The 15,343-nt window shown below is 43.1% G+C and carries 10 protein-coding genes; 9 read left to right on the forward strand and 1 reads right to left on the reverse strand.

Annotated elements, in window-relative coordinates; all coding sequences use genetic code 11:
- The first annotated feature begins 161 nt into the window (after positions 1 to 161).
- Positions 162 to 1,307 (forward strand): Gfo/Idh/MocA family protein, encoded by a 1,146-nt coding sequence (locus A8708_RS01715; protein WP_068661820.1) that lies wholly within the window; start codon positions 162 to 164, stop codon positions 1,305 to 1,307.
- Positions 1,308 to 1,469: 162 nt separating this feature from the next.
- Here A8708_RS01715 and A8708_RS01720 read toward each other — a convergent pair whose 3' ends face one another.
- A complete protein-coding gene (locus A8708_RS01720; protein WP_068661821.1) occupies positions 1,470 to 2,729 on the reverse strand; it encodes a molybdopterin-dependent oxidoreductase in 1,260 nt (419 codons plus the stop codon).
- Between the two features lie 304 nt (positions 2,730 to 3,033).
- Here A8708_RS01720 and A8708_RS01725 point away from each other — a divergent pair, with 304 nt between their 5' ends.
- The 8 genes from A8708_RS01725 to A8708_RS01760 all read left to right on the forward strand — a co-directional run bounded on the left by A8708_RS01725 (position 3,034) and on the right by A8708_RS01760 (position 15,311).
- On the forward strand, positions 3,034 to 4,353 hold the full coding sequence (locus A8708_RS01725) for an ABC transporter substrate-binding protein (protein WP_068661822.1): 1,320 nt from the start codon (positions 3,034 to 3,036) through the stop codon (positions 4,351 to 4,353).
- Positions 4,354 to 4,429: 76 nt separating this feature from the next.
- Complete coding sequence (locus tag A8708_RS01730; RefSeq protein ID WP_068661823.1) at positions 4,430 to 6,400, forward strand: hypothetical protein; 1,971 nt, start codon at positions 4,430 to 4,432, stop codon at positions 6,398 to 6,400.
- Between the two features lie 39 nt (positions 6,401 to 6,439).
- A complete protein-coding gene (locus tag A8708_RS01735; RefSeq protein WP_068661824.1) occupies positions 6,440 to 8,506 on the forward strand; it encodes an alpha-glucuronidase family glycosyl hydrolase in 2,067 nt (688 codons plus the stop codon).
- Positions 8,507 to 8,677: 171 nt separating this feature from the next.
- On the forward strand, positions 8,678 to 9,637 hold the full coding sequence (locus tag A8708_RS01740) for a carbohydrate ABC transporter permease (protein ID WP_068661825.1): 960 nt from the start codon (positions 8,678 to 8,680) through the stop codon (positions 9,635 to 9,637).
- A complete protein-coding gene (locus A8708_RS01745) occupies positions 9,634 to 10,476 on the forward strand; it encodes a carbohydrate ABC transporter permease (RefSeq protein ID WP_068661826.1) in 843 nt (280 codons plus the stop codon). Before A8708_RS01740 ends, A8708_RS01745 begins: the two co-directional genes overlap by 4 nt.
- Positions 10,477 to 10,574: 98 nt before the next feature.
- Positions 10,575 to 12,308 carry a sensor histidine kinase gene (locus A8708_RS01750; protein ID WP_068661827.1) on the forward strand — a complete coding sequence of 578 codons (1,734 nt, stop codon included), beginning with the start codon at positions 10,575 to 10,577 and terminating at the stop codon, positions 12,306 to 12,308.
- A gap of 204 nt (positions 12,309 to 12,512) precedes the next feature.
- Positions 12,513 to 14,132, forward strand: a complete 1,620-nt coding sequence (locus tag A8708_RS01755; protein ID WP_068661856.1) for a response regulator transcription factor — start codon at positions 12,513 to 12,515, stop codon at positions 14,130 to 14,132.
- A gap of 66 nt (positions 14,133 to 14,198) precedes the next feature.
- Positions 14,199 to 15,311 (forward strand): Gfo/Idh/MocA family protein, encoded by a 1,113-nt coding sequence (locus A8708_RS01760; protein WP_068661828.1) that lies wholly within the window; start codon positions 14,199 to 14,201, stop codon positions 15,309 to 15,311.
- The last annotated feature ends 32 nt before the right edge of the window (positions 15,312 to 15,343 follow it).

Consider the following 15,343-nt stretch of genomic DNA (forward strand, 5'->3'; position numbering starts at 1 on the left):
TTCAGAAGAAATCCAACAAAATACCTTAAAGAGGCTGAAAATAGGTATTGTGCGTTAATTGGTCAGTCGTAGTTTTTTTTATGTTTTAACATTAACACTCAAACTTTTAACATTGACTGTTAAAAGTTTGAGTGTTAATGTTGTAAGTGAGGAGGGGAATCATGAAAAAAATAAAGGCAGCCATCATTGGAGCGGGTTTTATTGGTAAAGCTCATCTCGAAGCAATACGAAGATTGGGCTATGTAGAAGTTGTGGCTATCGGGCAAAGTAGTGAAAAGCATGCCGAAGAGTATGCAAAGTCTCTGCATATTCCTAAAGCTTACGGTAATTATATGGATTTGCTGCAAGATGATGAGATTGAGGTTGTTCACAACTGTACGCCAAATCATCTTCATTATGAAATAAACAAACAAACGCTTCTCCATGGCAAGCATCTTCTATCTGAGAAGCCACTAACTCTTACGAGTAGCGAAGCAAAAGAACTTTATGAATTAGCCCTTGAGAAAAGGTTAATTACTGGCATTAATTTTAATTACAGGCAGTTTCCAATGGTACAACAGTTAAAGAATATGGTGAATGATAGTGATCTTGGAGAGATTCGAATTATTCGTGGGAGTTACTTACAAGATTGGCTTCTTTATGATACTGACTACAATTGGCGCATGGAGCCTCAATTCGGGGGAGAGACGCGTGCGTTAAGTGATATCGGTTCCCATCTTTTCGATCTCGTGCAATATGTTACCGATCTTAGAATTACTGAGGTTCTTGCTGATCTATCCATCGTTCATCCGATTCGCTATACATCAAGTAAAAACGGAACATCGTCTGAAACAAATGATATTTTAAAACAAGTGGATATTAAAACGGAAGATTATTGTTCGGTTTTGGTGAGGTTTAGTAACGGAGCTCGAGGCGTTTTCACAGTATCACAAGTATCTGCCGGTAAGAAAAATGCATTGGAGATTAATTTGGATGGCTTAACTTCTTCGGGGACCTGGAAACAAGAGGAGCCTTTTAAATTACAAATGGGCTATCGGGATAAGCCAAGTGAAACGATTTTAAGAGACCCCGCTTTACTTAAAAAGAAAGCATTACCCTATCTGCACTATCCCAGTGGTCATGAGGAAGGTTGGACGGATAGTCTTAAGAATACGATGCAGCACTTTTATGATGCTGTATTCAATAACTATGAAACGCCTGCGGATTCAGTTGCTACACTCAAAGATGGCTATCAAGCAATGCTTATTAATGATGCTATCATTAGAAGTGTTAAGTCAGGAACATGGGAAGCGGTTGTATCCGTGTAGTACAAATACCATTGAAAATCGACCTATGATCATGAAGGATATGACATAAAAGGAGACTGCCGAATGGCAGCCTTTTTAATTAGGAAGAATCGCCGCTCTGCTTCCTAGTCGGAATGGAACGGCGATTTCTATTTATATAGGTGAAATTCGATAATGATAGGTTTACGCGGGCGGTACCCAAATCCAGGCATCTTTGGCATAGCCTCGCTGTTCCCAGTAGCCCGTATGATCACTGTCAATGAGCTCGATCCGGTTCAGCCATTTTACTGATTTGTATGCATACATTTGTGGAACCACTAGTCGAACAGGGCCTCCCATATCTCTGGGAATTGGCTTGCCATCTAGCATAACCACAACCATCACGTCCTCCATCCAGGTTTGTTCAATGGTGATATTGTCCGTATATACGCCATCCGCTGAATAAAATTTCACCATCTTTACCCCCTCCTTAACGCCTGCAAGTTCCAACAGTTTGTTCAGAGGAATGCCCTCCCAGGTACAGCTATTGACTGACCAACCTGTGACACAATGAAAATCGCTGATCTGTACTTGACGGGGAAAAGCCAGAAATTCGGTCCAACTCCATTGAAAAGGCTGATTAACAAGCCCGTCGACAGTGAATGTCCACGTATCGGGATTAAACTTGGGTATGTCTGTCACTGTATAGATCCGGAAGCTGCCCTTCGCTCCGCCCCCCTTCGGTGGCAGTGAATCCGACAAGGGCGTCGGCTGTAGAAAATCCACCAACAAGGATTCCTCTTCTTGAAGTGAGGAGAGGTTGGAGCCCCCTACAGCAGAATTCAGCCAACGGATAAAAGGGGGCATGGCGAACCCCGCCAGAACCACCGCCACACCTGTTTTAATGAAGGATCTACGAGATATGTAGCGGAAAATTCTACCCGTTGTCGGCTCATAGGTACCTATCTCCCTGACATCAACGGGTTTGCCCAAGGTGGAAAGTTGATTCCTAGCCGCTTCACGGGCGGCCTTTCTCAACCAACGACTTCGCGTGATGGAGTGGTAAGTGGCATATGGAATACCGATCCATGTCAATAAATCATGGATCAATAATGCCGAATTATTCCAAATAGGCGGAAATGACCGATATCTCCATAAAACAAGACCAGACACAATCCATCCTGCCAATAGTACAAGTACTAGCATCAGATTTCCTTGCTGGGCTTTGCGGGCAGTCAGTAGGCGGAGATGCTTGCGGATGTACGGCAGATATATAAGTATTAAAGCCAGAGATACCAATCCAGCTGCGATATGCAGCTGCTTCAGCCAAACCCGGCCCTCACCTAATAAAGCGCGCATGGGTGGTAGGTAAAGTAATATACCGCTAATTGCTAGAAACAATAGGATCCAAGCATTTGAAGAATGCAACTTGTGCAGTTTAAGACCCAATCCCTGCTTTTTCACACGACTCCCCCCTTATTGTAAGCAATGTCTGTTAAATTCGCTTTACTCAAAACCATTATAAGTACATTTCACCCCAAATTGATATCATTTTAATTTGATATAATTTTTTACGAGTAAGTCCCAATAGGTAGATTCCGAGTCGATGATTGTGTCATAACACTGTTAGTATAACAATGATTCTATCTCTCTACATTTTCGGTCTTTTTTATAACAATTCGTGGATCATTCATATATCAATATCATGGCTGAATTGTTACGATAGTAACAGAAATAAAACAATTAATGAAATACAGGAGGGGTAACAATGTTTAAATGGAAACGTTCTCTAGCCGTATTGGCTACAACAACTGCTTTGGTAGGATCACTTGCTGCTTGTGGTGCTAGCGACAAAGGAGCAACTACTAGTTCAGCGCCAACTGCCGCACCGACAGAGACAGCTAAGGCATCCACAGAGCCAGTTAAGCTTCGCATTATGTGGTGGGGGGCTCAGAATCGTCATGACGCAACTTTGAAGGCTCTCGAATTGTACACGAAGAACAACCCGAACGTAACGTTCGAACCTGAGTACTCAGGTATGGACGGTTATTTGGACAAATTGTCCACACAAGCAGCTGCTAACAATGCGCCAGATGTTGTACAGCTTGACCCGGGCTGGACGCCTGATTGGGCTGCGCGCAAGCAATTAGTTGAATTGACGCCAACTGTAGATGTAAGTAAATTTGATGCCAAACTGATGGCAGGCGGACAATCCGGTGGTAAACAATACGGTATTCCTCTTGGCTCTGTTGCCTTCGGTATGATTTATGACAAAGCGGCAATGGATAAACTAAGCATTAAGAATCCTGCTAATGGTTGGAACTGGGATGAATACTTTGCACTAGCTAAAGAATCCAAGTCGAAATTACCTAGTGGAACTTATTTCACAAAGGATTACGGCGGTAATTACTTCGTTTACTCAGCCTATCAGTATGCAAAAGGGAAAGGTTCGGTTGTCTCCCCAGATGGCAAATTTAATGTAGATCAAGCGACTTACCTAGAATGGACTAAGAAATTCGAAGAATTGCGCAAAGAAGGACTTGTTCCTCCAGCTGACGTAAATGCCTCTGACAAAGAAAATGATCCTAAATTGGATCTAATGGTTTCAGGCAAAATCTTAGTACGCTATGCGTTCTCTAATGGATACGGTACGTATGATAGCTTGAAAAAAGGTGCCTACGCTTTGGTGACTATGCCTCGCGCTTCCGCTCCGGGCGGTTGGTTGAAGCCTTCGATGTACTTAGCTGTTAGCGCAAACTCGAAGAAACAGGAAGAAGCTAAGAAGTTTGTTAACTGGTTCGTTAATGATACTGAAGCAGCTAAAATTTTGGGAACAGTACGCGGTTTGCCTGCTAACAAGGACGTTTCGGCTCTTCTTCAAGCAAGCTTCAGTGACCAAGATAAAGTCGGTTTGGATCTGCTTCGCGCAACAGAGAAAGACGGTCAAACTTGGGATTCAACAAGCGGCTGGACTAATTTCATTGACAAGGATTGGACATTGGTCGGTGATCAACTTACTTTTGGTAAAATTACCCCACAACAAGCTTTTGATCAGTTGAAATCTGCATCGAAATCATACGAAAAGTAGTCTAAGTCAGATACCCTGGAACGGATACTTGTTCCAGGGTATCTTTTAATCTTTTGGAATGGGATTGGAGGATATCATGGAAAGTCTAATACTAACAGCCAGAAGCGCAAAAAGCATGGATTATACGGGTTTGCAAGATGCTGGGTTAAGCGCTTTGGTAAATGTAATCGGTGGAACGGGCAGCCCCAAAGATCCCTACCAGGCAAAGATATTAGTAAGCAATGAGGGCAGTGCTGCATGGTCAGGGGTGATCCATGTGGAATTACCGTTTGCGAAAAAAGAGCCTCGTTATTTCCTTCCTGCATTCATGTATGGCAGAAATCGAGGGGAAGCTCCCCTGAACGTGCCCAAAGAATTTCCGAGATTAAGGGACGGAAATCCGCCACGTCCGGCATCGCCTTGGTGGATGGTGAGAAGTGATCGGCTGTCTCACCCTGCTGCATTTGTATATGACAACAGGAAAGTATACGGACTAAGTGCCAGCCCTTATTTCATCTATGGAAATGGCGTGAAGCAGCAGTGGAAGCCTGAGATCGAAGGGGAATTTTATCAGTACGGCGGATATTCGTGTTCCCTCTCCAAAGGAACTGTCGGTTATACGCTTGGTTATGAAAATGCGCCGTGGTTGTTCATTAAGGCGACGCTAGTGAAAGATCGGGCACCTCTTGAAGAGAATTGCTTTGAGTTGGCCGCAGGGGAATCTGTGGCGTTTACAATAGAGTTATTTGAGTATGAGGCTGACTCCGAATTGGGCATTAATGCAGCGATGCAAGAGGTCTATTATCGCTATCATCAAAGCCCGAGAAAAGCCAGCGATCCAATTACAACAGTAGCCGACTTATCAAAGGCAATTTATCAGTATGCCTGGCTTCCAGAAGACAGGAGTTATTCAGGATTTGTTATTGAAGATAAAGAGAAGGGTGGATATCGATATAATAAAATATTTTCGCTGACCTGGACAAATGGATTGTCAGTAGCAGTACCCGTTTTAATGGCAGCACTGCGGCTCGATGATGAGTCCATGCGAAATCAGGCTCTTTCAAGTATTACTAATATGGTTGAGAATTCTCTAAACCCTGCTACGGGTCTTCCCTTTGAAACTTATGAGAATGGCACTTGGTCCAACCGCGGTTGGTGGTTTGACGGCATGCATACACCAGGGCATACCTCTTACCTGACAGGTCAGGCTATGTATTATATTCTCAAAGCATATGAGTACGAAAAACGTATGAAGCAATGCATCCATGATGATTGGCTGGCATTTGTAACGAATATACTTGTGAAAGTGGAGGGAACAAAAAATACAGATGATGAATACCCTTACATTCTATCGGAAACAACAGGCGCTGGCATAGAATATGATGCCTTCTGCGGTACTTGGTGTATGGCGGCAATGGCGTATAAAAGCTGGTTGACAGGCGATAAGACATATATTGAAAGCTTACGGAGAAGTGAAAGACATTATTATGATACCTATGTAAAGCGAATGGAGTGTTACGGAGCTCCCCTCGACGCAGACAAGGCAGTAGATTCAGAGGGTATTCTAGCTTATATAAAGGCACTTCGATACCTGCATGCTCTTACTGGCGATAAGCTATATTTGGAGCATATGAGAGATGCGATAGACTACGAATTCACCTTCAAGTTCTGTTACAATTCGCCGATAAAGATACCGCCTCTGAGTAAACTCAGCTGGTCGAGCTCTGGGGGAAGTGTCACTTCTACAGCGAATCCGCATATCCATCCCATGTCAAGCAACATTGTTGATGAGCTGCTGTACTACGTGGAGAACACGAACGATCACTATGTTCGTGATCGGATGATGGATACCATCGAATGGGGATGTCAGACTTATAATCGGTACGATAATGAATTTGATTATGGGAAAAAGGGTTGGATGTCCGAGCGTTTCTGTCATTCAGAAGGGCTGCTAACAGAGACATATCGCGATGGTTCGCCGGCTAGTACCTGGTTCTGCCTTATGCCATGGGCTAGTGGATGCATTATAGAAAGTCTTTCAGGGGACATTTGGGAATACAAATACTGAGGAAATCATGGGGACAACACGAGGAGGATTTATTTATACATGGGAACTTTATCTAACTTACATACTGGCAGCGGCTATCAAGCATGGCTAGGATACCGCCAATTGTTACCTGGAGATCGTTATGATCAATACGCGGACTATAGCCGAATTCATGTAACGGAAAAGGATGCCGTTATCCAAACCGCAGTATCTGAATTAATCTATGGACTAGAGGGTATCTTGGGCGTGAAGCCCGAAATTGTCGCCCAAGAGAAACATGTCATTGCCATTGGCACATTTGGCAACAATCCTGTAGTAGATCGTATAGTTACACCGGAGAAAATTGCACGAATTGGACAGGAAGGCTATGTCATTATAACGGATAAAGAAAACGCATGTGTGGCAGTTGGTGCAACTTCCTCTAATGGTGTTATATACGGAACTTTCCACTTGCTTCGTTTGTTAAGTACAGGATCGGATATTAACGAATTAGATATTGTTGAGAACCCAATCAATAGGTTACGGATGATTAATCAGTGGGATAATATGGACGGTTCCGTGGAAAGAGGGTATGCAGGTGAATCCATCTTTTTCAAAGACAACCTGATTGTAGAAGATCATGACCGTATCCGAGATTATGCCAGAATGCTTGCCTCAGCAGGGCTGAACGGTATTGTGATCAATAATGTGAATGTTCATAAAGTGGAAAGTAAACTGATTACAGAATTTTTGCCTGAGGTGGCCAAACTGGCAGCTATTTTCCGTAAGTACGCAATCAAGCTCTTTCTATCGGTCAATTATGCCAGCCCTATTGAAATCGGCGGTCTGACGACTGCGGATCCCCTTGACTCGGATGTGCGCCAATGGTGGAGGGATAAAACAGCTGACGTTTACGCAGTTATCCCGGATTTCGGCGGCTACTTAGTAAAAGCCGATTCGGAGAACCGACCGGGACCTTTTACTTACGACCGAGATCATGCTGATGGCTCCAACATGCTGGCTGAAGCATTAGAGCCTTTTGGTGGCATGGTTATTTGGCGTTGCTTTGTGTATAACTGCAAGCAGGATTGGCGTGATAGAAAAACGGATCGTGCTCGAGCCGCCTATGATCACTTCAAGCCCTTGGACGGTCGCTTTAAGGATAACGTCATTTTGCAGATCAAAAACGGTCCCATGGATTTCCAAGTCAGAGAACCTGTATCTCCACTGCTGGGAGCCATGCCATCCACAAATCAAGTGCTAGAATTCCAAATTGCCCAAGAATATACAGGACAGCAACGACACTTATTTTATTTGATCCCTCATTGGAAGGAAATCCTAGACTTTGAATCCTACACCAAAGGTAACGGATCCACCATTAAGCGTATTGCTAGTGGTGAGGTTCATGGCAATCGGTTGGCAGGCATTGCTGCTGTTTCCAATATTGGAAATGACATGAACTGGACAGGACATTTGCTGGCGCAAGCCAATTTGTATGGCTATGGTAGGTTGATTTGGAATCCAGACTTGACTTCTGAGCATATTGCCGAGGAATGGATCAAGCTTACGTTCGGGAATAATGCCAATATCATCCATGTAATTAAGAACATGCTATTGAGTTCGCCCGCTATCTATGAGTCCTATACGGCACCGCTAGGCGTTGGTTTTATGGTCACTCCCCATACACACTATGGCCCTGATGTAGATGGATACGAATACGCCAAATGGGGGACGTATCACTATGCCGATTGGCATGGAATCGGTGTAGATCGGACACTTGCAACAGGTACGGGATATACATCCCAATACAATTCACCTAATTTTGAACGATATGAATCGCTAGCCCATTGCCCGGATGAACTTTTGCTTTTCTTCCACCATGTTCCGTATACTCACGTTCTTCAATCAGGTAAAACCGTTATTCAACATATATATGACACGCATTTCGAAGGTGTGGAAAAGGCGGAGCAGCTTGTTTCACAATGGGACAGTCTAGCTGGAACCATGGATGAGGTACTGCATAAGCAAGTTGCTGTGCGAATTGAAGAACAAGTGGAGCATGCCAAAGAATGGAGAGATCGGATCAATACGTATTTTTACAGAAAAAGTGGGATTGCCGACAAGTCCGAACGATTGATTTATTCCTAAAGTAATTCTCTCTATGTATCGCACTACGAGGAAGCAGCCATGGCTAGCTTCTTCGTTTTTCGTTATATTTTATAATAATTCGATGATTTCCCTACTTTAGACAAAGATGAGTGACTTATATAATTAAGTTATAAAATACCGATTATAAAGAAAGTACAGAGGTGATTATACTTGAACAATTCTACTATCGTTGCTGCAAACGGGGCTGAAGTGAAAAAGAAGCGCAAGTTTTTCAGCAGATGGGATGCCCCGTTAGCAGGTTATTTGTTTATTGCTCCATGGTTAATCGGATTCTTTGGTTTGACGGCGTATCCTATGTTTCTATCATTGTATTATTCTCTTACCGATTATACGTTGCTCGAACCCATCAAATGGATTGGTTTACGGAACTACACCCGTATCTTTACAGATGATCCGAGATTTACCCAATCAGTCAAAGTAACATTTCAATATGTGCTGGCATCGGTGCCGTTGAAATTGATTGCGGCTTTGTTGGTGGCAACACTCTTAAATAAGGCAATGAAAGGTATTTCCTTTTACCGTACGGCGGTTTATTTCCCTTCTCTCATTGGTGGAAGTATTGCCGTATCAATTTTGTGGCGTAATATCTTTGGTGTTGACGGCATCTTTAACGAAATTCTATCCATATTCGGTATAGTAGGAAAAGGTTGGATCACGAATCCAGGTTCAGCCTTGTGGACGCTGATTCTCCTAACAGTTTGGCAGTTTGGTTCAGCCATGGTTATCTTCCTTGCAGGATTAAAGCAAATTCCAAACGATCTTTACGAAGCCTCATCCGTTGATGGTGCGAACAAGGTTTTACAATTTTTCAAAATTACACTGCCAATGCTTTCACCGATTATCTACTTTAATTTAATTATGGGTGTTATCAATTCATTCCAAATGTTTACTTCCGCTTTCGTTATTACCAATGGCGGTCCGATGAATTCTACGTATGTATACGCATTGTATCTATATGAGAGGGCCTTCAGTCGCTATGAACTCGGATATGCTTCAGCTTTAGCGTGGATTATGTTGGTCATGATTGTTATAGTAGCAGCCATTATTGCTGGCACTTCGAAATATTGGGTCTTCTATGAAACTGACACAGGAGGGAAGAAAAGGAAATGAACATAAAATGGAATTCTACTGTCCGCCACACCCTTATGATTATGTTCAGTATTGTTATGGTCTATCCCTTGATCTGGTGGGTAGGCGCATCGCTTAAATCCAATGCTGAGCTTGGATCGCCTGGCATCTTTCCTTCGGTTCCCAAATGGAGCAACTACACGGATGGATGGCATGCAATTCCCGGGCGCACATTTACTGACTTTTATCTAAATACTTTCGGTCTTGAAGCCATGGTTTTAATCGCAACGCTTTTTTCAACTACCTTGGTAGCGTTCGGCTTTGCTCGTCTAGATTTCCCATTAAAGAATCTCTGGTTTTCTATACTTATGATGACTTTAATGATGCCTTCACAGGTACTCATTATTCCGCAATATGCAATGTTCCACCAACTGGGTTGGGTAAACACCTATCTTCCGTTTGTGGTTCCTCACTTGGTAGCAAGTGGAGCGGGCGGTAGTTTCTTCGTCTTCCTGCTGATTCAGTTTATCAGAGGTATCCCAAAGGATCTTGATGAGTCTGCAAAGATTGACGGTTGTTCATGGTTTGGTATATTCTGGCGTGTGGTTCTGCCATTGACACAACCCGCAATTGTAACGATTATGATTTTCTGCTTCCTCTGGAACTGGGACGACTTCCTTGGCCACTTGCTGTACTTAAACTCGGTAGATAAATATACCGTAGGTTTGGCGTTGCGGATGATCAACGATGCGCAATCAGCTCAAGAATGGGGCCAATTGCTGGCAATGTCTCTAGTATCCATTCTCCCTGCAACAATCGTATTTACGTTTTTGCAACGTTATTTTGTTGAGGGCATTGCGACAACGGGTATTAAAGGTTAAGATTAAATTGAATATGCAAATTGGACGGTAAAGAGACGAGTTTCCTTCGTAGCTTTACCGTTTTCTTTCACAGTAATCAAAGTTGGGAGATACCCCAGATGACTAACATTTTCAAGAAGTTTCGTATTGAGAGCCTGTTTTTCCGCAGCTTTTTTGTTCTTATCTTTCTGGTTCTAGTCAGTATTGTGTGGACAAGCTACAATATTTCTTCTAAAGCTCTGGTGAGAAACACCTCCCATTATCAACAACAATTGTTGGAAGAATTGAACAACGAAATTTCAACACGGCTAACCATGATTGAGCAGATTTCCTTGTCCACTTCCCGTGACAATGAATTGATTAGACTTCTTTGGAATAGTCAGGATGAATTCGATCGTCACCAAAAAGCCGATAATGTCCAGAATGCGATGGCCAATCTTACGTATTCCATTCCGATCATTCAAGGTATTGATCTGTATATGGAGCGTCCTTTCCGAAAAGAGGAAAACAGTTATATCCAATTCTGGGACATAGAGGATTTGGATAATCGGAGGGAATGGAGTCAGTATTTGGACAAGAGTGATTTTGCCTGGACATCTGAGTATGAAATTCCTAGCTTCACGGGGAATGTGCCAGTTCTTAGTTTTGGGCGGAAAATATTATTTAATGATACTTTTTTAGGTGTCGTTGTTATTCATGTAAAAGCGGAAGAAATCCGAACCCTGTTAAAAGGCCGCTCAAGGGACTCCAATCGGATTATGACAGATAGTAACGGGCAGGAAATACTGAAAATAGGTGAAATGCAGGAACAGTTGGAAATGAGTAAGAGGGTGAACATGGAAACCGAGAAATCCGGCTATATCCATATTCGTGGGAATTCCACGGTGGGAGATTCGCTTTTGGTGTATTCGAAGTTGAATGATTCCAATTGGACTTTAGTCGAGATGACACCGTGGAATCAGATTACTGCGAGTAGTATCCGTTTGGCGGAAGTTATCGGTATCATTGGTGTTGCCGCTGTGCTGCTGATGTTGATGCTGACCCTCTATTTAAGCAGACAATTTACAAAGCCGATTAATATGCTGGTCTCTGCCATGAGCTCCTATTCGATCGGTGGTAAGAATCAGGATTTGCCAGGGGATTATCAGAATGAGTTTGGTTATTTATTTGCCGGTTACCGAAAGCAAAACGAGCGTATCGAGGATTTGTACGTATCCCTCCAGCAGCGATATGAGCAGCAGCGCAAAGCTGAAATTGAAGCGCTTCAGGCTAATATTAACCCTCATTTTCTCTACAATATGCTGGACCAGCTGAATTGGATGGCCATTGAAGCCGGACATGAAGAGCTTAGCCGAATTCTGGAACTAATGGGACAAATGTTTCGGATCGGCCTATCTAACGGAGACAGTTTCATTCCGATTGCAAATGAATTGGAGCATATTAAATGCTACCTGGAAATCCAGCAACTTCGCTGGGGGAACGGTCTTCATTATGGCATTGATGTGCCCGTAGATGTTATGGAACTGTATATTCCTAAGCTGACATTGCAGCCCTTCGTAGAAAATTCTATCGTTCATGGATTTAACACAAGGTTGGCCGGTTATGTCCATATTCAGATGAACCGTTTGGAGAACTCGCTTCAAATCATCATCGATGATGACGGTATTGGTCTCCAACAAGTGGTGGAGAATAAGAGGAAACGTCATACAGGTGGCTACGGTGTTCGCAATGTAAGGGAAAGAATTGCTGGTTATTTCCGGCATATCTACGGTGTTGAGTTGTATGAGCGGGAAGAAGGGGGAACTAGGGTAGAAATATTCCTTCCGTTATTGACGGAGCCTCCTACCAAATAATTGTAATTGAAAAATGAAGGAATGAATGAAGTGAAGGAATCGTGATATTTTATAATAATTTGTGCATCATTCCTATTTAAACCTTTATACTAGGTCGTTATTATGAAGATGATGGCACTCAGAAGCGAATAGGATCCAGTCATACATGTTAGGCTAGTTACTCTTAAATGCTACGAAATGCAATAGCTAAAGGAGGTAAATATGGTGTGGAAGATCGCGATTATTGACGATGAACGCCAAGTGCTTCAAGGAATGAAGCGTGCCATTCCTTGGGATGAATTGGAAGCAGAGTGGGTTGGGGAAGCCATGAATGGCGTCGATGGGTTAAATATGATCCGAAGTACACAGCCGGATATTATTATAACGGATATATACATGCCCCTTATGAATGGCTTAGATATGATTGAACAGTTAAGAAAGGAAGATTTTCCTGGAAAGATAATCATCTTGAGCGGGTATTCTGATTTTGAACATGCTAGACAAGCTCTGAGGTACAACGTCAGTGATTATGTATCAAAGCCGATTAGCATGCCAACGCTAAAAGTGATTATAAACAAGGTGATCCAAGAACTGATGGATGTGGAAGAAAAACGGATAAAGCAAGGCGAGTTAGAGCACAAGCTGATGTTGTACGAGCCGTTTATTGAGAAGGAATGGGTGCGTTCAGCTGTGGTTGGTACATTGGAAAGCGCTAACCAAAGCGGAGAAATCTTGCCTCAGCCGTATCGTTTCTGGTCCAATACTAACCATGCCGTGATCGGGATTGAACTCGTTCGGGATGAAAGGGTACGCAAATTTTCAGTATCGGATTGGAACTTATATCGATTCGCGGTTAGTAATATCGTTTACGAGTTGGCTCGAAAGGTATTTCCATCTGTCGAGTATACAGAGCTCCACAGCACTCGTGCTGTATTAATCATTCATCCGGAATTGGATAACAGTGAATATACACACACAGCGATTAAAGATTTGAGTATTCAGATTATTGAAAGCGTTGCAAGTTATCTGAAATTGATGAGTCGTGTCGGAAGCGGTAGCATCAAGTCCGATTGGACCCAAATGCCAGATTCAACAGAGGAAGCATTCCGTGCGATCGATATGAGACAACTGCGGGTAAACCCGTCCTTTGAGTTTTATGTATATCAGAGAGAAGCGGCGGCTGAACAGGAGCAGGTCGCATTGTTTCCAGTGAAATTCTCATACGAGCTTGCGAATGCCATGAAGGGTGTCCAGAAAACGAAGGCTCAGCAGCTCGTTGCTGATTATATTGGAGAATTGGAGAACCAGGTAGGGATAAGATCTGAATATGTACAGATGTTAGGTAGTGAATTATGGGGGATTATCTCGTACTGTCTGTATGAGGCTGGACATGTACTTGACGATCTATTCACGAACGACCAGATTGCGAAGGAGATTAAGGACTTAATCCAGCCTGATCAGCTGCAGAAGTGGTTATCAGAGAAAATTTCCATTATTTGCGACAGCAGACAATGGAAGGGGAGCAGCAAACACCGTCAAGTCGTTGACTTCATTACGCAATATATTCATGAGCATTATGCGGAGGATTTAACGCTGGCTATTCTCTCGGATAAAGTGTTTATCTCACGGAACCACCTGTCGATCATATTCAAAAATATGACCGGTGAAACCTTCAACACCTATCTGACTCGTGTCAGGATTGAAAAAGCTCGCGAACTGCTTTTGGAACGAAATATGCTGGTTTATGAGGTTGCAGAGAGCGTTGGATACAAGAATTTCCCTTATTTCAGTCTTCTTTTCAAAAAAATGACAGGCATGAACCCGACAGATCTCATTAAACTATAATCTCGCTACCTGTTCTACTAATGAGTTACTGACAGATAATATATACACCCAAAGGAGTGGAAGTGCGTGATTCGTATTGCTCTTATCGGAACAGGATCCATTGCTGATGCCCATCTCGAAGCTTACACTCGTTTTCCAGATCGCTGTCAAGTGGTTGCCTTAGTAAACAATACGGTTGAAAAGGCGAACAAGCTAAAAATGAAATATGATTTGGATTGCCGGATTATACAGGATTACAGGGAACTTCTAGAATTGGATGAGGTGGACTTGGTCTCAATCTGCATCCCTCCACAGCAACATGCTGAAGTGACGATAGACTGTTTGCATGCAGGCAAGCATGTACTCCTTGAGAAACCAATGGCGATGTCATTGGAAGAATGCGACAGAATGATTGAAGCTGCGGAGGAATCGGGGCGAATATTGTCTGTAGTTGGGCAAAACCGTTATTTCGATCCAATGATGAAACTCAAAACTACGTTATCATCAAGCCTGGTCGGCAGAATTATCCATGCCAAGGTGGAATCACATTGGTGGCGAGGTCACAATTATTATGATCTGTGGTGGCGAGGTACCTGGGAGACGGAAGGCGGTGGATGCACCCTTAACCATGGTGTTCACCATATTGATATCCTGCAGTGGATGATGGGTATGCCCGAAACCGTACAAGCTGTTATGAGCAATGCTATGCATCCGAATTCGGAAGTAGAGGATCTATCAATAGCCCATTTGTCTTATTCTAATGGCAGCATGGCCCAAATTACATGTTCGGTCAATCATCATGGCGAAGAGCAGGAGATTGTTTTTCAAGCAGAGAACGCAAGGGTTTCTGCTCCATGGAAGATAAGTGCCTCGACGCAGCTAGAGAATGGTTTTCCGGAACGCAACACCGTATTGGAGCAGAAGATCGATGAATTCTATAACGAGTTAGATTCATTGCCTTTTACGGGTCATTCCGGTCAAATTCATGAAGTATTAAGCAATATTGAAAATGATTCACGAGATGTCATGATTGATGGTATTGAGGGACGGAAAGTCATCGAATTGGTGACTGCCATCTACGAAGCGGCTATAACAGCCTTACCGGTTCAGCTGCCTTTAACGAAAGAAAACCTGTTGTATACACGTGAAGGTATTCTCGCTCATGCCCCCCGTTTCAACCAAAAGCTATCCATGACTTAATTCTTTAGTCACGTGAGATATTTACATATTTA

Origin of the sequence: Paenibacillus oryzisoli, from assembly GCF_001653565.1 — a bacterium.
GTDB classification, from domain to species: Bacteria; Bacillota; Bacilli; order Paenibacillales; family NBRC-103111; genus Paenibacillus_E; species Paenibacillus_E oryzisoli.